The following is a 23,865-nucleotide window of genomic DNA, read 5'->3' as shown; positions in this document are numbered from 1 at the left end:
TTGTTGTTCCCGTTGAACCGGACTGTTCAGGCGGGGTGTGAGCGGAGTATATGTAGTGAACAAATAGGTGCGAGTTACCAAAAATCACTACATAAATAACTTTGAGTTACGAATGGACCAGACCCTGGATTTGTCGTTTTTTTACCTGCTGGCCAATAAAGGCAGCCTCGCGGCGACCGCTCGGGAGCTGGGCGTCACCCCGCCAGCGGTGAGCAAACGCCTGACTGCGCTGGAAGCCCGATTGGGCATTCGCCTGGTGAACCGCACCACGCGCTCGATGAGCCTGACGTCCGAAGGCGAGCTGTATTTCTCCCAAGCCGCACGCATCCTTACCCAGATCAATGAACTGGAGCAGTTGGTCAGCAGCAGCCGGGCGACGCCCAAGGGCCTGATTCGGGTCAATGCCTCCCTCGGCTTCGGCCGCCGTCATATCGGCCCTGCCCTCGCCGCGTTCTACGCCCAGTATCCGGAGGTGGAAATCCAGCTGGAGATCAGCGACCACCCACTGGACCTGGCCACCCACGGCTTCGATCTGGGCATCCGTTTCGGCACCCTGCCGGATGCGGCGTTCCATGCGCGCAAGATCGCTTCCAACCGCCGCTTGCTGTGTGCTTCACCGCTGTACCTGGACAAATTCGGCACCCCGCAAAAGCTCGCCGACCTGCAACATCACAACTGCATCTTCATCCGGCAGAACGAGTCGCCCTATGGCGTGTGGAGCTTCACCAACGGCGGACACACCGACAACATCAAGGTGCACGGCGCCTTGGGTTGCAACGATGGTGAAGTCGCCCTGAACTGGGCGCTGGAGGGGTATGGGATTTTGCTGCGGGCCGAATGGGACATCGCCCGTTATGTGCGCAGTGGCCGCCTGCGCCTCGTGCTGGAGGACCAGACGCCGACCCGCGCCGACGTGTATGCGGTGTACCCGCAACAACTGCATTTGTCGGCGAGGGTGCGTAGCCTGATCGACTTTTTGATCGAGCGTTTCAAGCACATTGATAATGTCGAGGACAACTGACTGCCCGATGCCTATTAAAGCCGGTGGCATCAGCCAGGATCACGCTGCTGTCGCTGGGTTCCTCACCGGTTCAGTGAGCAGCGGCATTGGTCCACTGCGATTCGGTGAGCATGTTCTGGCGCTTGGCTCGCTGAGTCAGAGCCAGCATCATCATAAAGCCCAGTACGATCAGCACCGGATACGCCATCAGCAGTTCGCTAAGCGAGTACTTCCAGGCCAACGGGCGCCCGACCCCGAGCATGGCGGCATACATCCACGACACTGCTGATAGCGAGCCACAAAACAAGGCCAGCATCCGTGCACTGAATCCGAGTTCAAGCAAAGAGCCTGCCTTTTTCAGAGCCGGCAATACCAGGTTGTGCAGCAGGACGCCGTTGTAGGTCAGCAGCACGACAATGATCACCTTGGCGTGAAGCTTGGGGTTCATGAAGTATTCCGTGCCTTTGCCCAGGTAATCGATGCCGATGATGGCGGCGCCTGTCACCCATAGACCGATCAATGCCCAGACGACAGACCTCTGAAGGCTTTCCATGTGCGCAAGATCATGTTCAGTGAATGACTTGCGTTTCCACAGGTCCCTGACCATTGCTATATCACTGGTCAGCACTAATCCAATCGCCACGCAGCAGGCGACCAAATGAACGTACACAACGCCCAGCCGCAATAACTCCATGAATTCTTTATGTTCGATCAGGCTCATAATTGTATTTATCGCCACGGGTATGTTCTCCACCTTATTCGATAGTACAGATCGGCCAATCAACAGAGCATTGCTTAAAATAACCCTGCACGACCTTGCTCATACAAGAATGCAAACAACAGGTTAATTATAAAAATCCTATTGATGCGGTAAGTGAATCGATGACTGCTTAGTTGGCACCTCTTATATTTCAGGTAAAAAAATCCCCACGTGCATTCACTGCATATGAGGTTCGGGTTTCACTTCCTGAGTGGGATTTCAAGAGCAGGTCATTGGGTGACGTGCTGCTGAATCTGAGGACCCAAGCCCGGATTTGTTCACTTTCATGGCACATCACCGACAAACGGTCGCTGACTTGAAGGTCAATGAAAACGGTATCAACAGAGCAACTTTCCCGTCAGCGCCCATTCCAACTGAGCTGCTTGAGTTACATGACTATCGTCATTACCCATTGGATCCATTAGTTGCCGCGCAGGCCAAACCGTGAGCAATAAGCGAACTCTTGTCATTTACACCTGTAACGCTAAAACAGTCATACTATTTTTGAGCAGCCTGAATACTCCAGAGGCTTCGATAAAAACCAGTGCACGCATATCCCGCCTGGCAAGACAACTTGGCCATCTAACTATTAGAGAGAAAGGATTAACAACAAAAGTTAAATACACGCTCATCCCGTCACCCTTGTACGGGTGACGGTCCCTGCGACGTGACTTGCGAAATCGGTCGCCGGGACCTTTATCAATTCAACTCAAGCGAGCTTCACCACGACGTTGATGTTATTACGCGTGGCTTTCGAATACGGGCAGTACTGGTGTCCGGTATCGACCAGTTTCTGCGCGGTCTCGCGATCCAGCCCCGGCAAGCTGACATTAAGCCGGGCCTGCAGCAGGTAGCCGCCCTCATTGGTGCCCAGATCGACTTCGGTGTCGACCGCCACATCCTTGGGCAGCGCAACTTTCAGCTCCTTGGCCGCAACGCCCATGGCGCCGATGAAACAGGCTGACCAACCAGCGGCGAACAACTGTTCCGGATTGGTGCCGCCACCATTGGTGCCTGGGGACGAGAGTTTTATATCCAGAATGCCGTCGGAGCTGCGAGACGCGCCGTCCCGGCCGCCGGTGGTGTGGGTTTTGGCGGTGTACAGTACTTTGTCGAGCTGGTTCATGATGATCTCCTGATTGATTGGGGTGGTTATGCAATGTCAGGTGAATCAGAAAACGGCCTGCCGGCACGATGCCGGTCATTCAATATAGACGGCGCTGGTCAATCGGGAGCTCGGTCCGACAAAGGTCAGCTTGCACAAGGCCGGGGCCTATCAAAACCTGTGGGAATAGGCTTGCTTGCGTGACACGGCCGGCCTGATACCCCGTGGCGCGCTCAGGTTCATCGCGAGCGGGCTCGCTCCTACAAGGGACTGAGTACATCCGTGAAATCAGGGTGTCTTCGTTGCGATGCGGCGACCCTGCGGAACTGTAGGAGCTGACGAGTGCAACGAGGCTGCGATCTTTTACGGCAAGATCAAAAGATCGCAGCCTTCGGCAGCTCCTACAGGGATTGGGTACATCCGTGAAAGTCAGGTCGGCTACCAGGCCGCCTTCGCGGGCAAGCCACGCTCCTACAGTGGTACGCGAACTGCAATGAGGTCGAGTGTCAGCTCGCCTCGGCGGCTTTTGATTTTGATCTGCCCGCCCCCTCGGCAGGCTGAGTGGAGGTGTTTATCCGGGGACTGGCGCGTAGCGCCGTTCGACGCAGTCGAACCCATCGCATGTAGGTGCCAGCGAAGCCAACCGGAGGGCGATGCCCCCGGATGAATGCCGGAGCGAAGGAACCCCGAGCCTTGGCGAGGGGCCGTACGTTCGGGGCGAGCGTTTTTTTGCTTACTTTTTTGAGGCGTGTGTCAAAAAAGTGAGTCGCCGTAAGGGCGAAACCGCCAGCCGCCGTTACCGCAGCAATGGATATACACCCAAACAACCAACAACCTGGTCGGCCCAAAGGCCGCCAAGTCCAAGGCCAAACCTTACTTACGCGCCAACTTATACCTAACGCAATCCTCATAAAAACTCTGCTTGACCGCCGCCGGCTTGATCCGGGTCGGGCTGTCATACGTCTGCTCGGTAATCCCCATCGCCATCATTCTCATCCACGGCTTGGAAAACTTGTACGCCTGGATTTTCTGCCGCGCCGCATAGAGGGAAACCCCGGACAACTTGAGCTCCTGCGCCCTGCCCGCCGTCCCCGCCCCCCAACTGCACACATAACGATCATTGTCCTTCAACTCCCTGGCCTGGGCAGACACCGCAAGACCCGCAGCACCAACCGAGATCAGCACAATCCTTATAATGCGCATTTGCTCTGCACCCTAACCGTCTGAAAATAAAGCGATTCTGGCGACAAGCGAACAACCCGGGGGCCAGCATAATGCCTTACTTGAAAAACACCGCCCCATGTCAATCAGCAAAAGCCGACTTATTGCGACATTTCAATACTTTGCTATAGCTAAGGCTCACAACGGCAATCCAAAGAGGCCATGGAATGTCAGTCGCAAAGAAAATGAGTGTGGGGCAACTGACCCTGTTGACCGCGGTGAACATGCTGGGCTCAGGCATCGTGATGCTTCCGTCGAAACTGGCGGAGGTCGGGGGCATTTCCATTCTTTCCTGGCTGATCACTGCCACCGGCTCCCTCGCACTGGCCTATGCCTTCGCCCGTTGCGGCATGCTCAGCCGCAAAACCGGTGGCATGGGCGGTTACGCCGAATACACCTTCGGCAAGGCCGGTAACTACCTGACCAACTACACCTATGGCCTGTCGCTATTGATTGCCAACGTGGCGATCAGCATCACGGCGGTCGGCTACACCCAGGAGCTGTTCCATCTCGAGCTGAGTTCACTGCAAGTCGGGCTGGCAACCGTCGCCCTGCTGTGGATCACCACCGTCGCCAACTTCGGTGGCGCGCGGATTACCGGGCGAATCAGCGCAGTGACCGTCTGGGGGGTGATTGCGCCGGTGGTGCTGGTGTCTACCGTCGGCTGGTTCTGGTTCGACAGCAGCGTCTACGCCGCGGCTTGGAACCCCCATGACAAGGGCTGGTTCGAAGCGGCCAACGCGTCGGTGGCGATCACGCTGTGGGCGTTCCTGGGCCTGGAATCAGCGTGCGCCAACACCGACGCCGTAGAAAACCCGGAAAGGAACGTGCCGATTGCCGTGCTCGGTGGCACCCTCGGCGCGGCGGTGATCTACATCGTTTCCACCAACGTGATCGCCGGCATCGTCGACAATCCGGAACTGGCCGCCTCCACCGCCCCCTTCGGCCTAGTGTTCGCCAAGATGTTCACGCCACTGGTCGGTGACATCGTCATGGGCGTGATGGTCCTGGCTTGCATCGGCTCGCTCCTGGGTTGGCAGTTCACCATCGCCCAGGTCTACAAAAGCTCGGCCGACACCGGTTATTTCCTGTCGATCTTCGCCAAGGTCAACAAACAAGGGACGCCGATTGTCGGCATGTTGGTGCTGTTGGCCGCGCAGACGGTGCTTGGCCTGCTGACCATCAGCCCGGACCTGAGCAAGCAATTCGACACCCTGGTCAATCTCGCGGTGGTCACCAACCTGGTGCCGTACATCCTGTCCATGGCCACCTTGATGACCCTGCAAAAAGTCTCGAACGTGCCCGCCGGTCAAGCACTGGTCACCAACATCGTTGCCTGGGTCGCGTCGGTCTACAGTTACCTGGCGCTCTACAGCGCCGGCGAACAGGCGCTGATGCTGGGCGGCGTGGCGACCCTCTTCGGCTACACGATATTCGGCTTCGTCAATAACCGCCTGATCCGCCTCGAAGCCATCAATAACAGCGTACCGACGCAAACTGTCGCCGCGCAGCACATCACTGGCGCAGCAGTCCCACTCAGTGACTTGAAAAAAGTAAAACGCGAGATTCAACAAAAGTGATCATAAACACGCGTCTCTGTAGGAGCGAAGCTTGCTCGCGATGGTGCGTCAGCCACATTGATTTCGACTGACACACCATCGCGAGCAAGCTTCGCTCCTACAGGGGGGATTTCCATCAGTCCACTGCCTATGGGCAAATTCGATCACAGCGCTCTATGATTGAACCCCATGACCACTTCTGCTCCGATTCGCCAACCCTGCCCGCCCGGAGCCTGCGATTGCGGGCGTGACCCGTTGCTGGAAACACCGGGCGCGGACGTACGCATCCTGTTTTTGACCCGAAACGAAGAAAAGCGCCTGATCGAACGCCTGGAAAACCTGTCGAGCTTTCAGGACCTGGAGCACCTGCAACGGCGAATGTTCGAGCAACTGGGTATCCGCGTCGACATCGTCCCAAGCTTCAACGAAGTGCGTACCATGCGCGGCATCGGCATTTACGTCGGCGACCAGCCGGGGCTGTGCCGCAAGACCCGCGCCTCGATCCCGGCGGCGATCCGCCGCGCCATGGAAAAGCGCCCGGAAATCGCCTACGACGTGCTCAACGCCAACGACCTGTTGCGGAATGCATGATGAAACCCGTTCTCGAATTCCCCCTCACCGACGAGATACTCACCTCCTTCGCACTGGCGATCGGCCCGGACCTGCAGGGCTATCGCAATCACATCTATCGGGTGCTGAATTTCTATTGCGCGTTACGCGGCACCGAAAGCCTGCCCGCTGAGGCCTTGCAGATCGCCGCGGCATTCCACGACCTGGGCATCTGGACGGACAACACCCTCGACTACCTGCCACCCTCAGTGCACCTGGTCACCGATTACCTCGACAGCCACCAACGCGGTGAACTCAAGGAGGAAGTCAGTGCATTGATCCTGGAACATCACAAGGTGCGCTCCTATCACTCGGTATACGCACTCACCGTCGAGCCTTTCCGGCGAGCGGACCTGATCGATGTGTCCCTTGGATTGGTGCGCTTCGGCCTACCCCGGGACTTCATCAAAACCGTGCAAGCGACGTTCCCCGATCACGGTTTTCACGGGATGCTGATCAAGCTTTCCGCCCGCCAATTCATCCGCTCCCCCCTGCATCCGCTACCCATGTTTCGCTGGTGAAACAGACAGCTTTTCCACCATTGAAAATACCCCGGAACAGGATCAGCGGTCGTACACGCAGCGCGTTGCACTGCTATGCCTTCACAGGGGAGCTCTGGCAGTAAACCTGCCAGGACGGAACTGCAAACCACGTGCGAACCTGGCCTCGGCGCCAGCCAGGCCCGCCTGGGCAATCGGGTGCCAATGCGTAACAGGAGGTGGCCGATGTTATTCATAGTCAGTTGGACGCTGAGTCCAGACACTCGCAACCGTGCAATCGAGCGTTTCCTCAAGACCGGAGGCGCGCCCCCCGCGGGCGTCAAATTGATCGGACGCTGGTACAGCGTCGGTGGTGCGGCAGGTGTGGGTGTGGCAGAAGCCGATGATCCGGCATTGATCCAGAAATGGGTGCTGGAGTGGAGCGACCTCATGAACATGGAGGTTCAGGTCGCATTGACCGACGAACAGATGGCGCCGCTGCTGGCAGGCGTTATCGGCAAATAGTCGTCATCAAGGCGGCGAGTGCTGCTCGCCGCCTCGTCACCCACCCTGTAGGAGCCAAGCTTGTTTGCGGGCGGCGGTCCGACGATGGTCGTTAACGATAACGCGTGCTGTCTGAATGAACGCGTCGCCTGGTCATTCATCGCGAGCAAGCTTCGCTCCTACAGAATCGAACGCAATCACCCTGGCATACACCGCCCGGTCAACATTCCCGCCAGACAGAATCACCCCCACCTTTCTTCCTTCCATGCTTCCACGCTCCTGCATCAGCGCCGCCAAAGCCGCCGCGCCCGCCCCTTCGGCGAGGTTGTGGGTGTCGGTGTAATACACCCGCATGGCCTCGGCGATCTGCGCCTCACTGACCGATACGATACGCTGCGCGCCTTGCGCATAGACGGCAAAGGCTTCGGGAATCGGCCTGCGCACCGCAAGGCCGTCGGCGAAGGTATTGGCCGAGGCGGTTTCGCGTATTTCTCCCGCGTCGAACGACAACTTGGCAGCCTCGGCTTCGGTGGACACCACGCCCACCACTTGGGTTTTCAGGCCCAATGCGTCGCGGGCGGCGATGACCCCGCAGATGCCCGATCCACAGCCAATCGGCACATACACGGTATCCAGATCCGGCGCGGCCTTGAACAACTCCAGCGCATAGGTGGCCACACCTTTGACCAGCTCGGCATGGAACGGCGGCACCAGATACAGACCATGCACCTGGGCCAGGCGCGCGGCCTCTTCCCGGGCTTCGTCGAAATCGCGGCCATACTCGACCACTTCGCCGCCAAAGGCGCGCATCGCCTTGTTTTTTTCCACCGAGTTACCTTCAGGCACCACAATCAACGCCTGCAAACCGACGGCACCGGCTGCCAGTGCCAGGCTCTGTCCATGGTTACCACGGGTGGCACTGACGATCCCCTTGATATCCGGATGCGTGCGTTTGAGCCAATGCATGAAGGTAATGCCACCGCGCACCTTGAAGGCACCGGTGGGTGTGTGGTTTTCGTGTTTGACCCACACCGTGCAGCCCAGTCGCTCGGCCAGCAACGGCCACGGGTACTGGGCGGTGGCTGGCATGACTTGGTACACGTGGCGAGCGGCTTGTTCGATGTCGTCGAGGGTCAGTCTGTGCATGGGTCGTTCTCCCTGAGGTGTTGCCCAGTCTAGACAGTGCCCCATCGCACTGACTTTCAAAAAACTGACCTGACTTTTGTATCCCGGCTTCACTACTATGGTGCTCATGAGCCATCGAAACCGCCGTCTGCCGCCCCTGCCCGCTGAACCGGTCCGCCGAATCGAGGCCGGTCCCTGGGCCATCGAATTGTTACCCGGTGCCGCCTACACCACCCGCTATGTCGCGCCTCAATCGGCGATCGGCTTTGCCTTCGACAGTCAACGCGGCCTGCACGCCATCGGCAGCGACCGGGTGCAGCCGTTCAATGCGCTCCCCAACGGTCTGGCCTTCGTCCCCGCCGGCTGTGATGTGTTGTCCGAGTCGCCCACGGGCGGTGAATACCTACGGGTGATGCGCAACGATGGCATGGCGTTGCCGGGGGACCGTGCCTTCAACAATCGCATCGATCCGCAGGCCATTACCCTTGCACTGCGCATGCGTGCCGCGCTGTTGCGACCTTCGGTGGAGGACGATTGGGAGGCATGGGCCCTGGTGCTGACGGAGCGGGCACAGGCTGACATTGCGCTGCCGGCAGCCCCCCAAGGCTCGATCACCGGCAGCCGCATGCGCCTGCTCGACGAGTTCATCGACGCGGGCCTGGACGGTGCACTGGGGGTGAAGGTGATGGCGGATATGCTGGGATTGTCCGAAGGCTATTTCATGCGCGCCTTCAAGCAGGCGACCGGCCAGAGCCCGCACAGTTATCTGATCGACCGACGTCTGGCCAGGGCCCGTGCCCTGATGCGCGATTCCACGGCCACGCTGGCGCAGATCGCCCTCGCCTGCGGCTTCAACTCCCAGGCGCACATGGCAACCGCCTTCAAACAACGCCTTGGCATCAGCCCGGTGCAGTTGCGCAGGTGCCTGACGTCCTGAGACGTGCTGGCGTGAATCCTGCTTCGTTCAACGACATAACGTCGGTGCTGACTATGCCGATGACACTTTTGAAGTGAGCCGTGTCGGTGGCTACCCCGATAATCGAAGTCTTATTGACGAATGGTCGGGGTCAAGCATGACAAGCACCACTACGCAGCAGGTCAGTCCGCAAACCCTCAGGAAAGTGATTGTCGCCGCCGGCATCGGTAATTTTGTCGAATGGTTCGACTTCGCCGTCTATGGCTTTCTTGCCACCACCATCGCCCAGCAATTTTTCCCCAGCGGCGATGCCAGTGCCGCGCTGCTCAAGACGTTCGCGGTGTTCGCCGTAGCCTTTGCGTTTCGGCCCCTTGGCGGGATTTTCTTCGGCATGCTAGGCGACAAGATCGGCCGCAAGCGCACATTGGCGGCGACGATTCTACTGATGGCCGCCGCCACGACCTTGATCGGTCTGTTGCCCACCTATGCGACGATCGGGGTCGCGGCGCCGATTCTGCTGTCGCTGATCCGTTGCGCCCAGGGCTTTTCCGCCGGGGGCGAATACGCCGGTGCCTGTGCCTACCTGATGGAGCACGCACCGAATGACAAACGCGCCTGGTACGGCAGCTTCATTCCGGTGTCGACCTTTGCCGCCTTCGCCTCGGCAGCGGTACTGGCTTATGCGCTTGAAGCCTCCTTGTCCGCCGACGCGATGGCCAGTTGGGGCTGGCGCCTGCCATTCCTGGTGGCAGCACCCTTGGGTCTTGTCGGTCTATACCTGCGCTGGAAGCTGGACGAGACGCCTGCATTCCAGGCGGTGACCCAGGAAAAAGACGTCGCCCACTCCCCGCTCAAGGAAACCCTGCGCAACCACGGTGCAGCGATGTGCTGTCTGGGCGCTTTTGTGTCGCTCACGGCGCTGTCGTTTTACATGTTCACCACCTACTTCACGACTTACCTGCAAGTCGCCGGTGGCCTGAGCCGCGCCACCGCGTTGCTGGTGTCGCTGATTGCCCTGATGTTCGCAGCGGCAATCTGTCCGCTGGCCGGGCTGTATTCGGACCGGGTCGGGCGTCGAAAAACCGTGATGAGCGCCTGCGCCTTGTTGATTGTGGTGGTGTATCCCGCGTTCCTGATGGCCAGCTCCGGCTCGTTCGCCGCCTCCGTCATTGGCGTCATGCTGCTAGCCACGGGGGCAGTGTTGTGCAACGTGGTCACGGCGGCCCTGCTCTCGGAAACCTTCCCGACCCGCACCCGCTACACCGCGTCCGCCGTCACTTACAACATGGCCTATACCCTGTTCGGCGGCACCGCGCCACTGATGGCGACCTGGCTGATCAGCAGCACCGGCAGCAACCTGTCGCCAGCGTTCTACCTGATGCTGGTGGCCTTGTTGGGGCTGGCGGGTGGGTTGGCCTTGCGCGAGACGTCGCGGGTTTCGTTGCATGAGGTGGGGGTGGAGGAGAAAGAAGTTGGTGTGGAAGTAGTAGCCTGAACAGTCCTGCCCTGTAGGAGCTGCCGCAGGCTGCGATCTTTTGATTTTCAAAAACAGAATCAAAAGATCGCAGCCTTCGGCAGCTCCTACATGAAGTGATGCACCGTATCTGTTGGTGTTTAAAAAAACAAAATCCCCATGTGCTCCATTCGTTTCTCCATACGTCGCAGTTCTTCACTGCCCGTTCCTGTCCGTATGGAGTTACCCCAATGCCCTCGCCCAATTCCCTGCCCACTGCCCTGCTGGGCCTGGCCCTTGCCTGTCCGGCCATGGCCTGCGCCGAGGGCCTGGAACTGGGGCAAGTGCTGATTGGGGCCGAAGACCGCAGTGGCGAAGATCAGTCGATTGAAGAAGCCAAGGCACGGCTGGATCGGGTGCCCGGTGGCACCAACGTGGTGGATATGCGCCGCCCGCTGCAGGGTCGCGTGGCCAGCAATCAGGATGTGCTGGCGTATCAGCCGGGGGTTTATGCCCAGTCTTCAGGCAACGAAGGGACGAAGATCTCGATCCGCGGCTCGGGGATCAACCGTGCACCGGGTGCCCATGCCTCGGGGCTGTACACGATGCTCGACGGCCTGCCGCTGACCGGTCCCGGTGGCACGCCCTATGAATTGCTCGAGCCGTTGTGGCTCGACCATGTGGAGGTACTGCGCGGTGCCAACGGTTTCGACCGGGGCGCGCTGGCCCTGGGCGGGGCCATCGATTACGTCAGCCACACCGGCTACAACGCTCCCAAGTTGCAAGTGCGCTATGCCACGGGCAGCCATGGCTATCAGCAGCGCCAGGTCAGCTCCGGGCAGGTGCTGGGCGACTTCGACTACTACATGGCGGTGACCGACGCACAGTCCGATGGTTACCAGGACCATACGGCCAGCGACAGTCAGGGTGTGATCGCCAATTTCGGTTATCGCTTCAACCCGAACCTGGAAACGCGTTTTTACCTGCGCTACCGCGAGACTGACAACGACCTCGCCGGGCGCGTCACCAAACACTCCATCGAGCACGACCCAAAAGCGGCCAACCCCGCCTACGTGTTGCGCGACGACAGCCGCAAGCAGCCAGGCAGCACCTTTATTGGCAACAAGACGACCTTCTGGCTCGATGACGATTCGAGCATTCAGACCGGCCTGGTCTACCACGACTATCCGATGGATTTACGCGAAGGCCCCAACCGCTTGAAGGTGGCGTACACCGATGTCAGTGGCACCTTCGACTACAAGCGCCGCGACACACTGTGGGGCCTGGAAAGCCAAAGCACCGTGGGCCTGCGGGTGACCAAGCACCTGCCCAACGATGGCGCCAGCGAATTCGTGCGCATCCCCACCGGCAATACCGCCGGCTATGCACCGGGCACGCCCATGCGCAACTTCACTTATCAGGGCTCGGACACAGTCCTGCATGTGGGCAATGACCTGGAGATCGCCGACGACCTGTGGCTGACCACGGGCCTGGCCGCCATCTACACCCGCCGCGAAAGCGCTGTGACTTACCCGGACGGCGGTGGCAAGACCAGCATGGGCGATTGGGATTACGCGCCGCGCCTGGGGCTGCGCTATCAGGTGACCCCCGATCTGCAACTGTTCGGCAATCTCAGCCGTTCGGTCGAGGCACCGCATCCGTGGTCGCTGATCTACAGCGCCAATCAGCGCTTCCCGGCGGGTAGCGGCCCGGCCACCGGCACCCAGCGGGACCCGATCGAACTGCAAAACCAGACGGCGACCACCCTGGAGCTGGGTGGTCGTGGCGACAGCGCGATGGGCCAATGGACGCTCGCCTGGTACTACGCCCAGGTGCGCCATGAATTGCTCTCGGTGTTGCCGGATGCCAACGCCACCACGCCCTATGAACTCAACGCCAGCCCCACCGTGCACCAGGGCGTGGAAGCCAGCCTGCAAAGCAACCTGTGGTCGCGCGACGATGGCGGCCAGTTGAACTTGCGCCAGAGCTACACCTTCAGTGACTTCCACTACCGCGACGACGAGCGCTTCGGCGACAACCGTTTGCCGGGGCTGCCGATGCATTACTACCAGGGCGAACTGCGCTACGACTGGCCACAGGGCTTTTTCGCTGCGCTGAACACGCAGCTGGTGTCCAAGGTTGCGGTGGACTACGCCAACAGCTACTACGCCGATCCCTATGCGCTGTTCGGCGCGACCTTGGGCTACAACGCGCCCAAGGGCGACTGGCAGACCTGGGTGGACCTGCGCAACCTGACGGACAAACACTACGCCGCCACCGTCACACCGGGCTACGACGATAAGGGACTGGACGCGGCACGCTCCACGCCGGGCGAAGGCCTGGGGGTGTATGTCGGGGTGTCGTGGAGTTTGCTCTAAGCGCCTGATCAGTCGTCGTTGTCGTCGCGATCGCGGTAACGACGGTGGTCGCGGTCATAGTCTCGGCGATCGTATCGGTGGTCGTAACCCTGATCATTGTCATCACCCTGGTCGTAACCACGGCGATGATCATGGTCGTGGTATCGGCCATACCTTTCGCCATCGTCCCAGTGAGGACCGCAGCCTCCCAACAGCAAAGCACTGAAAATGGCCAGGATCATAAGGACTGCGCGATTCATGGTAACGCCCTAAACATGGAAAAATTGAAGAGTTATGGCTGCTCGAAATGCTCATTGGAACAACGCTCAGCCATAACTATGACCAATAAGTAACTTAATGATTCCGTTGGGAAAGCCATCAATGTAGGAGCCAGGCTTGCAGGCGAACCGGGCGCTGCGGTGTATCTGTCAAACCGCGTCATCGTTCTTCGCGGGCAAGCCTCGCTCCTACAAGCGAACCAGACGCTGCGGTGTGTCTGGCGCACCGCGTTATCGTTTTTCGCTTGTAGGAGCCAGGCTTGCCGGCGAACCGGGCACTGCGGTGTATCTGTCAGACCGCGTTATCGTTCTTCGCGGGCAAGCCTCGCTCCTACAAGCGAACCGGGCGCCGTGGTGTTCTGTCAGACCGCGTTATCGTTCTTCGCGGGCAAGCCTCGCTCCTACAAGCGAACCAGGCGCTGCGGTGTATCTGTCAGACCGCGTCATCGTTCTTCGCGGGCGAGCCTCGCTCCTACAAGTGAACCGGGCGCTGTGGTGTGTCTGTCAAACCGCGTGATCTTTTTAAGGCTGCCTCCCCGAACGTGGGTGCTGACCAAACGCGGCCCTGGCAAAGTCCATGAAGCTGCGAAGCTTGGGTGTCAGTCGACGGTCAGGGGTGTACAACAGGTTCATCGGGGACACCGGCACTTTGTATTGCGGCAGAAGGTTCACCAAGGTTCCACTTCTCAGCGCGTCCCTGACCAGCTCCTGCGGCAGCAACACCACCCCCAATCCCGCCACGGCGGCGGCCAGCAGCGGATCGCCCTGATTAATCGTCAATCGGCTTTTAATCGGCACATCGATACAGCCTTCCGGCCCTTCGAGGCGAATGTGCGAGCGCCCGTCCGAATAGGCAAACGCCAGGCATTCATGCTCCTGAAGATCCCACGGCGTCGTGATAGGTGGGCGACGGGCCAGATAGGCCGGCGCCGCACAGAGCACCATCTGATAAGGCGCCAGGGGCAAGGCTTTCAAACCGCTGTCCGACAGCTCGCCGATACGAAATACAGCGTCATAGCCACCTTCCACCAGGTCGACCAGTTCGTTGGACAAGGTCAAATCCACGGACACCTGCGGGTACTTGACCATGTACTCCAACAAGCGCGGCGACAACGTGGTCACGCCAAAGGTGACCGGGGCGTTGATCCGCAGGCGTCCGCTGGGCACGCCCCGGGTCACGGCGGCCATTTCTTCGGCGGCGTACATGTCGGCCAGAATCAACTTGGCTCGCTGATAGAAGGTGCGGCCAAAATCGGTGAGGCTTTGCTTGCGAGTCGTTCGATTGAGCAGGGAGACGCCCAAATGTTGTTCGAGCATTTTGACCTGCTTGCCCACCAATTGCGGGGACAGGTTGAGCTCGTCCGCCACCGCGCTGAAGGAGCCCAGTTCCACCGCTTTGACGAAGGTGGCCATCAAGGTGAGGCGATCCATTGGAAACCCTGTGTTTCTAGTGTTGCGCCATCGTAGGCCTTTATCCGACACAGACCAACGCCTAAATTGACGGCCATCGCACCGAAGTACACAGCCCATCGGACGCGAACGGGTCTAGGCTTTCACGGGGTTTCAGGTCGGTAAACACCGGCCTCATTGATGACAGAAGAGGTAACCATGGCACGCATTGTCAGGATTCATGAATACGGTGACGCAAGCGTTTTGAAACTGGAGGCGGTGGATGTACCTGCGCCAGCGCCAGGCGAAGTGCAAATTGAGGTCAAGGCCTTTGGTTTGAATCGGGCAGAAGTCATGTTCCGCAATCACGCCTATTTGCAGGAAGCGCACTTCCCCAGCCGCCTGGGTTATGAAGCAGCGGGTGTGGTGGTTGCCGTCGGTGCCGGGGTCACCGATTTCAAGACGGGTGACGCGGTCAGCGTGATTCCGCCGCTGGACATTGCGCGCTGGGGCACTTATGGCGAGCTGGCGAATGTGCCCGCTCACCTCACGGTCAAGCACCCGCAGAACCTGTCCTTCGAGCAAGCCGCTGCGTCCTGGATGCAATACGTCACCGCCTGGGGCGCGCTGATCGAGCAGGCCAAGCTCCAGAAGGATGACTTTGTGCTGGTTACCGCCGCTTCCAGCAGCGTCGGGTTGGCCGCCTTCCAGATGGCCAGAAAGGTTGGCGCGACCGCGATTGCCGTGACCCGCACCCGCGCGAAAAAACAGGCACTGCTGGACGCTGGTGCGGCCCATGTCATCGTCAGCGATGAAGAGGATCTGGTCGAAGCGGTCATGGCCTTGACCGCTGGCAAGGGTGTCCGTGTGGTATTCGACCCGGTGGGCGGGCCGTCCTTCGAACCGCTCACCCAGAGCATGGCCAAAGGCGGCATCCTGCTGGAGTACGGCGCATTGAGCCCCGAGCCCACGCCGTTCCCGTTGTTCACCGTGCTGGGTAAAAGCCTGACCCTCAAGGGTTACCTCTACTCGGAGATCGTCTCGGACCCGGCCACCCTCTCCCGGGCCAAGACCTTCATCCTGGACGGCCTGGCCTCGGGTGCGCTTTCGCCGATCATCGCCAAAACGTTCTCGCTTGACGATATTCAAGCGGCGCATCGGTTCCTGGAGGCTAACCAGCAGATTGGGAAGGTTGTGGTGACGGTCTGAGAGACACACCATTCCCTGTAGGAGCTGCCGAAGGCTGCGATCTCTTGATCTTGATCTGCACGGCATTACTGAACATCAAGATCAAAAGATCGCAGCCTCGTTTCACTCGACAGCTCCTACAGGGGGACGCGGTGCGGTTTTGACATTGACTCCCGGCACCCGACTTGGCGTTACTTCACGACTTCGACGGCGGGAAATGTGTAGTGCCCTGCCTGTACGTCCTTGCTCGGCCCATACATCCGCAGAACGATGTAGGTGTCCTTCTCCGGTATCGGCAGGAAGTTGGGGTTGTTGGCATCGCCCTTGGCGCCGAGTTCGATGGTGTACAGGCCATCCTTGCCTGGCTTGAGTGTGCGGTCGCCGCGGCTGTGACGGTTGAGGTCGTTGTGTGCCATCAGCCGGTTGTCGCTGCCGTAGACCGTGAACGACCAGAACTCGCTGACCTGCGGTGCCTTGAAGTGCAGGCGGTACTGCTTGCCGTTCGAGCCGTTGATGGTCTGCCCGTCCGAGCCCTTCACCGCTTGCAGGTAGACGGTTTCATCTGGCGGCAGGCCCCATTGGCCGATGTGGGTGCCCTCGGCGAACAAGTCGCGCTCACCATCTCCCAGTTGCTCGCGGGTGCCCAACAACTTGCCGGCATTTTTCATGCTCGGTGCCAGGTCCTTGATGTGCTGCAAGCCGAGCTTTTCGCCCTTCTCGGCCGCCGCCAACTGTTCCTGGGTGAAGTCTTCCTTGCACGGCGCCAGGCCAATCGCCTGGTATTGATCGAGCCATTTCTTGTCGGCCGTGCCCATGTCGCCGTCACACAACACGTCGTTCACCCGCTGCAACCAGTTGCTGTTCGCCGGGTCCGGATAACTGCGCACCTTGGCCTTGGGACTGGGCTCGCCCAGGTAGGCCGACAGCGTCCTGACATTCCAGTCGTCCATGTACTTGAGCGCCTTTTTCTCGTCGGCTGGACCTGTGGCCATGATCCGCCCCATCAACTTGACGATATTGGAGTCGACGCGAACGACTTCATCGACGCTGTCAGGCACCGTGCCCGTCCAGGTCCGGGCGGCGAACATGAAATGCCCGCCTTTGTTGTGCCGGGTCCGGGAGCCGATCATCGACGTGGTGTAGTGGCCCATGTCCATGGTGTGCAGGATCCAGTAGCGGCCCTTGTCCATGTCCGGAACGCTGACGATCACCGGTTCCGCTGCCACGTCGAGCCACCCTTGCAGGTGCAGGGTGTCGTTGTTGATCGTCGGGTGATCGGTGTAGGTGTCGTCGGCCAGGTGGCGGATGTTCTGGAAGCGGTTGAGCGGTGTGTCGGTCTTGACCGCGGTGTCGTAGAAGAACGCGTAGGCCTTGTCCATCGAGTACGCGTAAACGTAGGCATCCTGGGCCAGCTTGTCCGGAATCTCGGCGAAGGCCGAACAGGCGACAGACAGCATGGATGCAGCGAATAAAACCTTTTTCATCGATTTTCCTTGTCAGCGTGGAACAGGCCCACAGGCATTGATCAGTTGACGCGCACAGCCGCCGGCGGCGTCCATGCGCCGCTCAGCACTTCGGGTTTTGGCCAATAGGTGCGAATGGTCACTTCGAATTCACTTTTGGGCGCCGGCAACCAGTTGGCTTCCTTGTCCTTGCCGGGCGAGTCGGGCTGCACGTACAGCGTCAGCGAGCCATCGGCGCCGTATGTCATGCGTTTGCTGTTTTTAGTGCCGAGGGAATAGCGGTTCAGCTCGTTGGGGGCGAAGAAGTGCTGCGGGTCGTACAGGGTCAGCGACCAGAAACCCTCGGCAGGCGGCGTCTGGCCTTTGGGGAAGGTCACGGTGTAGCGATGCTCGCCATTGAGGCGCTCGCCCTTCTCATCCACTTCGAGGAAGAAGTAACGGGTTTCCTCGGGCTGGTTGGTGTACATGTTCGACTTGGCAGTCGCGGTACGGGTGAGGTAGTCGTTGCCCCAACGGGCGACGTTGGTCGGCGAGTTCCAGCCATTGGGCAGGCGCGAGCCATTGGTGCGGAACGAGAACAGTGGCGTTACTGCCTTGTCTTCGGTGTCGACCGCCGCCTTGACGATGGCCTCCTTGATCGCCGGGTCCTTTGCTGCGGCGTCCAGCAAGGCTTTCATCATGGCGTAGCGGCTCTCCTCCCCCGCCAGCGGCGGCACCTTGGCGAGGATTTCCGGCAACTGCTCGAAGAATTTTTCGGGGATGACCCAGCGCGCTTCAGCGGCGGACTTCTGCGGCTGAGGAAAGTGCGGCGTCGCCTTCCAGTCCTTGGTCACCGTCTGGCCGGTGTACTGGCTCAGCGGGTAAACCACCATCTGATTGAGGATCGGCTGGATCGCCTTGCGGTCTTCGGCGCTGTCATCCATGAAGGTACGCGGGCCTACCGCCACCAGTTCTGTCGGGGCCTTGATGACGGCTGTGATGCCTGGCGGCACGGAGCCCTTCCAGTTCGGCCCTACGACCAGGTAGTTACCCGGCTGGGTGCCGTACTGTTTGCCCAGTTGGGAGAACTCTTCGCTGCGCGCATCGTAGAGCGCATAGACCCAGAAGCGATCGCCGAAGTCCGGCACCTGCAACACCATCGGATCATCGTCGGTCGCGCCGTAGCCAAAACCGTAGACCACGTCCTGGTTGGGGTGCGCCACCCAGCGCTGCTCGGGCGAGATGTAGTCGGTGAGCATGCTGATGTAACCGGTCGGGGCCGCCGGCAGGAAGCCGCCCACCAGTCCGGGCTCAGGTGCTTTGGAGAAGGAGGCACGGCGATTGAACGCATTGACGATCGGCCAGCCCCACAGATAGGCGTCTTGCGCAATGATCGTGGCACTGGACGGCGTGATGACGCTCCCAGCGGGGACGCCCGCCACGTCGATGGCAGGCTTGCCTGCCGAGTTGTCTGCGGCCTGAACGGAGCCTGCCAGAACGGCACTCATGGCGAGGGCAAGCAAAGAACAGCTCAAGGTGTTTCTCATTCGATTCAAGCTCCTTGAATCCGGAAAAAAACCCGGCTCAAACCGGAGAGCCGGGTGTATCGGCAATGACTCCAACAAGTGTCGATGACCTTTCCTTCATGACCGGGCCGCCGTGACACGACGGCTCGGTAAAACCGCAATTTCTACTGCGCCTTGACCCCCTTTCCAGCAGGCAGCAACCACGCCGCCAGCGCCGGCAGCAAGAGGATCGCGCCGAGCATGTTCACCAGGAACATGAATGCCAGCAGGATGCCCATGTCGGCCTGGAACTTGAGGTTGGAGAACGCCCAGGTGGCAATCGACAGGGTCATGGTCACCGCCGTGAACACCGAGGCCGTGCCGCGCTGCTTGAGCGCTTCGACGAAGGCCTCGCGCAGGCTCAGGCCGCTCTCATGCATCTCGTGCTTGATCCGCTCGAACAGGTAGATCCCGTAGTCCACGCCAACACCCACACCCAACGCCACCACCGGCAAGGTGTTGACCTTGACGCCAATGCCCAGCAACGCCATCAGCGCGTTGCACAGCACGGTCACCAGCGCCAACGGGATGATCACGCAGAGGGTGATGCGCACGGAACGGAACATCCACAGGCACAGCAACGACACCGAGGCAAACAGCGCACCGTTGACCAATTTGTCGCCGGCATGCACTACCTCGTTGGTCGCCGCCATCACGCCGACGTTGCCCGAGGCCAGCTGGAAGCTGACTTGATCGTTGTCGTAGGCGGCCTTGAAGGCTTTGATCTTGTTCATCAGCTCGCTGATGGTGTCGGCCTGGTGGTCCTTGGTGTAGATGGACACCGGGATCGCATTACAGGCGCTGTTCATGTACTCGGTGCCGACCCGGGTGGCGAAGCCGACGCCTTGGGCGATCTGCGCCGTGGGCTCGGGCAGGACCCGCCACTTGAGGTCGGTTTCGGCGTAGGCCTGGGTGATGTTGCCGACGAAACCGGCCAGGCTGCGCACCGACGACACACCAGGGTCCTGGCGCAGGTACAGCTCCAGTTCGCTGATCGGGTCGAGCACTTCGCGCTTTACGCAAGGCGTCTCGTCGCCCTGAGCCTTGACGATCACTTGCAGCAAGTCGACGCCGATGGCGAAGTCACGGGTGATGACGGCCACGTCCTGGTTGTAACGCGAGTCTGCGCGCAGTTCCGGCACGCCGGCACCGATGTCGCCCACGTGCAGGTTGCGCGCTTCGTACAGCCCCCAGCCCGTCAGCAAGCCGGCGCACAACAGCGCCCAGGCCGCCCCACGACGGGTCGCCAACACGCCAAGGCGTTCCCACAGCCCGGCGCCCAGGGTTTCCTTGCCGCGCAGCTTCTGCGCATCGGCGGCGGACAGGCGCATGAACGACAGCAGGATCGGCAGCAGCATCTTGTTGGTGACGATCATCACCGACACACCCAGGGTCGCGGTGATCGCCAGTTCACGCACCATCTCGATGTCGACCAGCGCGATCACCATGAAGCCCAGGGCGTTGGCCAACAGCGCGACGGCGCCGGGCACGAACAGCTTCTGGAAGCAATTGCGCGAGGCCGTGACGCCGTCGGCGCCGTTGAGGGTTTCCAGCTTCCAGGCGTTGGTCATCTGCACCGCGTGGGAAACACCGATGGAGAAGATCAGGAACGGCACCAGGATCGACATCGGATCGAGGGTCAATTTCACCAGCGGCAACAGGCCGAGCAGCCACACCACCGGCACCATCGCGCAGATCAACGCCCAGCCCGTCAACATCAGCGAGCCGCAGTACCAGTACAACAGCAGTGCGCTGATAGCGAAGGCGATGATGAAAAACACCAACACATCGCTGGCACCCTCGGCGATGTCACCGATGGATTTGGCGAAGCCGATGATGTGAATGCTGATGCCCGCGCCCTGGTTGTCCTGGCGGATCTTCTCCAGCTTGTGGGCCACCTCTTGCAGGTCCAGGCGCTGGCCGGTGATCGGATCGGTTTCCTGCAGGTTGGCCACGACCATGGCCGAGGACAGGTCATTGGAAACGATGCGCCCAACCCAGTCGGACTTCAGCGTACGTTCACGCACCTGGGCAATCTGCTGGGGCGTGCCGGAATAGCTGGAGTCCACCAGATTGCCGCCAGTGAAGCCGTCTTCGACCACTTCGGTGTAGCGCACATTGGAAGTGAACAACGAAGTCACGGAACTGCGCTCGACGCCGTTGATGAAGAACACCTCATCGGAGACCTTGCGCAAGGCAGCCATAGCCTCGGGGGTGAAGATTTCACCCTGTTTGTTCTTCACCGCCACCAATACCTTGTTGGCACCACCGAAATCCTTCTGGTACTCGAGGAAGGTCTTCATGTACTCGTGGTGCAGCGGGATCATCTTGAAGAAGCCGGCCTCGACCTTGAGTTTGGTCGCGCTGTAGCCCAGCCCCAGGGTGATCAGGATAAACAGCGCCAACAACGGTTTGCGCTGGTGAAAGATCCAGTAGGACACCCGGCCAACAAGGCCCCCGGCAAAATCCTGGCGCGCCAGCTTATCGGCATCCGTGACGTATTTTTGTTGAATGCTCATGGGCGCTTATTCCTTTCGCTCGGTCAGGTTTGCAGCGAGCGATGCGACACCGCGGTCACCGACCGTGAGCAGTTGTCCGTCGTCCAGTTGCAGGGCCTTGGCCAGGCTTTTGTGCGTGGAGGGCAACGGCTTGAAGCTGCGCCCCTGATCGTCGCTGGCCAGCAGCAGGCCGCTGTTGCCAAACACCAGGATGCGGCCGGTTTTCAGCTCGATGGCGCCGTTGAAGGCGAAGGTGGTGGCGCTGTTGCGCTGGCTAAAGGTTTGCCCGCCATCGCTGGACAGCCACAGGTTGCCGCGCATGCCGTAGATCAGCAGATCGCCGTTGCTGATCTGCAAGGCGCCGAACAGGCTGCCGGCGTAGGGGCTGTTCAAGGCCTGCCAGGTCTCGCCGTGATCCGTGGATTTGGCCAGTGTGCCGCTCTCGCCCACCAGCAGGCAGTCGCCGTTGGCCAGGCGAATGATTTGGGAAATGTGCCGGTCGAAATCGCCGTCCAGCAACGGGATGCGCTCCCAGGTGGCGCCGTTGTCCTTGGACAACAGATACAGGCCGAACGCGCCCCAGGCCGCCATGTGCCCCTCACCCAGTAGCGCGACACCCAGCAACGAATCGCCGTTGGCGTCGGTCTCGAGCGCCGCCCAGTGTTGCCCGCCGTCCTCGGTACGCAACAGCGTGCCGCCATGACCGACGGCCACGCCGACCTGCGCATCGGCGAAGACCACGCCGGACAGGGTGCGGGTGGTTGGGGTGCGCACGGTGCTCCAGGCCTTTGCCTTTTCGTCGGCGATCAGCACCACGCCGCGCTCGCCCACGGCGACCAGGTGCTGGCCGTTGTCGGCGATGTTGAGCAGGAACACATGATCGGGGCTGATCTGGTAGTCGAGCTTGGGCGCTTCGGCATACACGGCGCTGGCGAGCAGGCCCAAGCCAACGCCCGTCAACAAATTCAGGTGGCGTAACGACATAGCAAGAATTCCGGTGTGCAGACGAACTGCCGGGCGGCAGTTCGTCGCGAGTTGAACGAACAGGTCAGTCGATCACTTGCCCATGCGTCGCAGTGCGTCCGGCTGGAAGTCGACGAAACGCCCCTTGATCCCGAACTTCCACGGTTGCGCTTCCTCGTTGGCCAGGCCCGCCAGGTAGTAGCCGCCGTTGCTCAGGTCATGCCAGATGTTGGCGCGATACCACGGCACTTGCGCGTCGTAGAACTGCACCAGCGGATGCACACCGATGCGCCACAGGGTGCCGCGGGTGTCATAGGCGTCGCTGGCCAGTACGGTCCAGGAGTCCTCGTCGAGGTACATCACGCGCTTGCCATAGACGTGCTTGGCGTCCGGGCGCAAGGTGCCTTCCACCACCCACACGCGGTGCAGCTCATAGCGCATGAAATCCGGGTTCGGGGTGTTGGCGGTGAGAATGTCCTTGTACTTGGCCTGCTTGGAACCGAGTTTGTAATCGTTGTACGGCACGTACATTTCGCGCTTGCCGATCAGCTTCCACTCGAAGCGATCCGGCGCACCGTTGTAGCCGTCGAAGTCGTCGGTCACCCGCAGGCCTTCGGTACCATCGTTGACGTTGTCGTAGGCCAGATCCGGGGCACGACGCACGCGGCGCTGGCCGACGTTGTAGATCCACGCCGAACGCACTTCCTTGACCTGGTCGATCGGTTCCTGCACCAGTTGCACGGTGCCGGCCAGGGTGGCCGGGGAAATGAAACGTGCCGAGTAGTTGAGCAGGCGGTTGTCCGACTGCTTGTCCATGTTGGAATCGAACACGCGGTTTTCTGCGATGCGCAAGGCGTAATAGTCACCGCCGCTGCGGACCGGGAACGACGCGTAGGTACGCTGCAGGCCACCACCGAGGTAGCGCACGTTGTGGTTCCAGATCGCTTCCAGGCCGTTCTTCGGAATCGGGAACGGGGTGGTCGAACCGTTGAGGTTGTTGATGCCGAAACCATTGAGTTCGGCATGCACCGCTTCCTGCTTGACCTTGTCGGCAATCGCCGGCGGCACCATGGCCGTGCGGTGGGTCGGGTAGACCGGCATCAAGAAGCTCGGGTACTTGGCCAGCAGCGCCTGCATGCCCGGGGTGATCTTGTCCTTGTACTGCGCAAGGTTGGCGGCGGTGATGGTGAACAGCGGTTTCTCGCTGGCGAACGGGTCGACATAACCCTGCTCCGGGCTCCAGCCGGCCGGCGGCTGGGCCAGGCCTCCGGTGTACGCCGGAATGGAGCCATCGGCGTTGCCGGCCATTTCGCCACCCAGCGGCGTCAGGTCCTTGCCCAGGCGCGCAGCCTGGTCGGCGGTGATCTGGGCGTGGGCCTGGCTGCAAAGGGCGAGCAGCAAGGCAGACGCCATGCCGCTCAAGCGCGCGGCACGAACTATCGTGTTCATCGGAC

The 23,865-nt window shown here is 60.5% G+C and carries 20 protein-coding genes; 9 read left to right on the top strand and 11 right to left on the bottom strand.

The genetic code is table 11. The features are described 5' to 3' along the window. Positions 1-112: 112 nt before the first annotated feature. Positions 113-1,021, top strand: coding sequence for a LysR family transcriptional regulator (locus tag ABTV22_RS12300; protein WP_433740463.1), 909 nt, complete (start codon positions 113-115; stop codon positions 1,019-1,021). Positions 1,022-1,091: 70 nt separating this feature from the next. Here the strand turns inward: ABTV22_RS12300 and ABTV22_RS12295 are convergent, their stop codons facing one another. The 3 genes from ABTV22_RS12295 to ABTV22_RS12285 all read right to left on the bottom strand — a co-directional run bounded on the left by ABTV22_RS12295 (position 1,092) and on the right by ABTV22_RS12285 (position 4,068). Continuing rightward, positions 1,092-1,739: a hypothetical protein gene (locus ABTV22_RS12295; RefSeq protein ID WP_433741377.1), complete on the bottom strand. Its 648-nt coding sequence runs from the start codon at positions 1,737-1,739 to the stop codon at positions 1,092-1,094. 730 nt (positions 1,740-2,469) lie between these two features. Then, complete coding sequence (locus ABTV22_RS12290) at positions 2,470-2,886, bottom strand: organic hydroperoxide resistance protein (protein WP_433740461.1); 417 nt, start codon at positions 2,884-2,886, stop codon at positions 2,470-2,472. 852 nt (positions 2,887-3,738) lie between these two features. Beyond that, positions 3,739-4,068, bottom strand: coding sequence for a hypothetical protein (locus ABTV22_RS12285; protein WP_433740459.1), 330 nt, complete (start codon positions 4,066-4,068; stop codon positions 3,739-3,741). Positions 4,069-4,253: 185 nt separating this feature from the next. Here ABTV22_RS12285 and potE point away from each other — a divergent pair, with 185 nt between their 5' ends. The 4 genes from potE to ABTV22_RS12265 all read left to right on the top strand — a co-directional run bounded on the left by potE (position 4,254) and on the right by ABTV22_RS12265 (position 7,258). Further along, on the top strand, positions 4,254-5,666 hold the full coding sequence (potE, locus tag ABTV22_RS12280; protein ID WP_433740457.1) for a putrescine-ornithine antiporter: 1,413 nt from the start codon (positions 4,254-4,256) through the stop codon (positions 5,664-5,666). Between the two features lie 168 nt (positions 5,667-5,834). Continuing rightward, on the top strand, positions 5,835-6,236 hold the full coding sequence (locus ABTV22_RS12275) for a hypothetical protein (protein WP_433740455.1): 402 nt from the start codon (positions 5,835-5,837) through the stop codon (positions 6,234-6,236). Continuing rightward, a complete protein-coding gene (locus ABTV22_RS12270; protein WP_433740453.1) occupies positions 6,236-6,775 on the top strand; it encodes a phosphohydrolase in 540 nt (179 codons plus the stop codon). Before ABTV22_RS12275 ends, ABTV22_RS12270 begins: the two co-directional genes overlap by 1 nt. Before the next feature lie 204 nt (positions 6,776-6,979). Continuing rightward, on the top strand, positions 6,980-7,258 hold the full coding sequence (locus tag ABTV22_RS12265) for a DUF3303 domain-containing protein (protein WP_433740451.1): 279 nt from the start codon (positions 6,980-6,982) through the stop codon (positions 7,256-7,258). Between the two features lie 132 nt (positions 7,259-7,390). Here the strand turns inward: ABTV22_RS12265 and ABTV22_RS12260 are convergent, their stop codons facing one another. After that, on the bottom strand, positions 7,391-8,383 hold the full coding sequence (locus tag ABTV22_RS12260; protein ID WP_433740449.1) for a threonine dehydratase: 993 nt from the start codon (positions 8,381-8,383) through the stop codon (positions 7,391-7,393). A gap of 97 nt (positions 8,384-8,480) precedes the next feature. Between ABTV22_RS12260 and ABTV22_RS12255 the strand changes: the two genes are divergently transcribed. The 3 genes from ABTV22_RS12255 to ABTV22_RS12245 all read left to right on the top strand — a co-directional run bounded on the left by ABTV22_RS12255 (position 8,481) and on the right by ABTV22_RS12245 (position 13,109). Next, positions 8,481-9,299, top strand: coding sequence for a helix-turn-helix transcriptional regulator (locus tag ABTV22_RS12255; RefSeq protein ID WP_433740448.1), 819 nt, complete (start codon positions 8,481-8,483; stop codon positions 9,297-9,299). A gap of 136 nt (positions 9,300-9,435) precedes the next feature. Continuing rightward, positions 9,436-10,773, top strand: coding sequence for an MFS transporter (locus ABTV22_RS12250; protein ID WP_433740446.1), 1,338 nt, complete (start codon positions 9,436-9,438; stop codon positions 10,771-10,773). Between the two features lie 209 nt (positions 10,774-10,982). Further along, positions 10,983-13,109, top strand: a complete 2,127-nt coding sequence (locus tag ABTV22_RS12245) for a TonB-dependent receptor family protein (protein WP_433740444.1) — start codon at positions 10,983-10,985, stop codon at positions 13,107-13,109. An 8-nt stretch (positions 13,110-13,117) separates the two neighbouring features. On the opposite strand, the gene ABTV22_RS12240 is transcribed toward ABTV22_RS12245, so the two are convergent. Beyond that, positions 13,118-13,348 (bottom strand): hypothetical protein, encoded by a 231-nt coding sequence (locus ABTV22_RS12240; RefSeq protein ID WP_433740442.1) that lies wholly within the window; start codon positions 13,346-13,348, stop codon positions 13,118-13,120. A gap of 540 nt (positions 13,349-13,888) precedes the next feature. Next, entirely contained in the window at positions 13,889-14,797 is a 909-nt protein-coding gene (locus ABTV22_RS12235) for a LysR family transcriptional regulator (protein WP_433740440.1), read from the bottom strand. 177 nt (positions 14,798-14,974) lie between these two features. Here ABTV22_RS12235 and ABTV22_RS12230 point away from each other — a divergent pair, with 177 nt between their 5' ends. Next, the gene (locus ABTV22_RS12230; RefSeq protein ID WP_433740438.1) at positions 14,975-15,964 is read left to right on the top strand and encodes a zinc-dependent alcohol dehydrogenase family protein; all 990 of its coding nucleotides are present in this window, start codon (positions 14,975-14,977) and stop codon (positions 15,962-15,964) included. 170 nt (positions 15,965-16,134) lie between these two features. Here ABTV22_RS12230 and ABTV22_RS12225 read toward each other — a convergent pair whose 3' ends face one another. The 5 genes from ABTV22_RS12225 to ABTV22_RS12205 all read right to left on the bottom strand — a co-directional run bounded on the left by ABTV22_RS12225 (position 16,135) and on the right by ABTV22_RS12205 (position 23,860). Further along, on the bottom strand, positions 16,135-17,427 hold the full coding sequence (locus ABTV22_RS12225; protein WP_433740436.1) for a DUF1254 domain-containing protein: 1,293 nt from the start codon (positions 17,425-17,427) through the stop codon (positions 16,135-16,137). Positions 17,428-17,468: 41 nt separating this feature from the next. After that, positions 17,469-18,932 (bottom strand): DUF1254 domain-containing protein, encoded by a 1,464-nt coding sequence (locus ABTV22_RS12220; RefSeq protein ID WP_433740434.1) that lies wholly within the window; start codon positions 18,930-18,932, stop codon positions 17,469-17,471. Between the two features lie 143 nt (positions 18,933-19,075). Further along, a complete protein-coding gene (locus tag ABTV22_RS12215) occupies positions 19,076-21,469 on the bottom strand; it encodes an efflux RND transporter permease subunit (protein ID WP_433740432.1) in 2,394 nt (797 codons plus the stop codon). Positions 21,470-21,475: 6 nt separating this feature from the next. Beyond that, positions 21,476-22,432, bottom strand: coding sequence for a WD40/YVTN/BNR-like repeat-containing protein (locus tag ABTV22_RS12210; RefSeq protein ID WP_433740431.1), 957 nt, complete (start codon positions 22,430-22,432; stop codon positions 21,476-21,478). Positions 22,433-22,504: 72 nt separating this feature from the next. Beyond that, positions 22,505-23,860 carry a DUF1329 domain-containing protein gene (locus ABTV22_RS12205; protein ID WP_433740429.1) on the bottom strand — a complete coding sequence of 452 codons (1,356 nt, stop codon included), beginning with the start codon at positions 23,858-23,860 and terminating at the stop codon, positions 22,505-22,507. Positions 23,861-23,865: the final 5 nt, after the last annotated feature.

It is taken from the genome of Pseudomonas putida, assembly GCF_050990305.1.
Lineage (GTDB): Bacteria > Pseudomonadota > Gammaproteobacteria > Pseudomonadales > Pseudomonadaceae > Aquipseudomonas > Aquipseudomonas putida_AH.
Note: the sequence above shows the minus strand (reverse complement) of the source record. Positions and strands in the feature narration are given on the sequence as shown.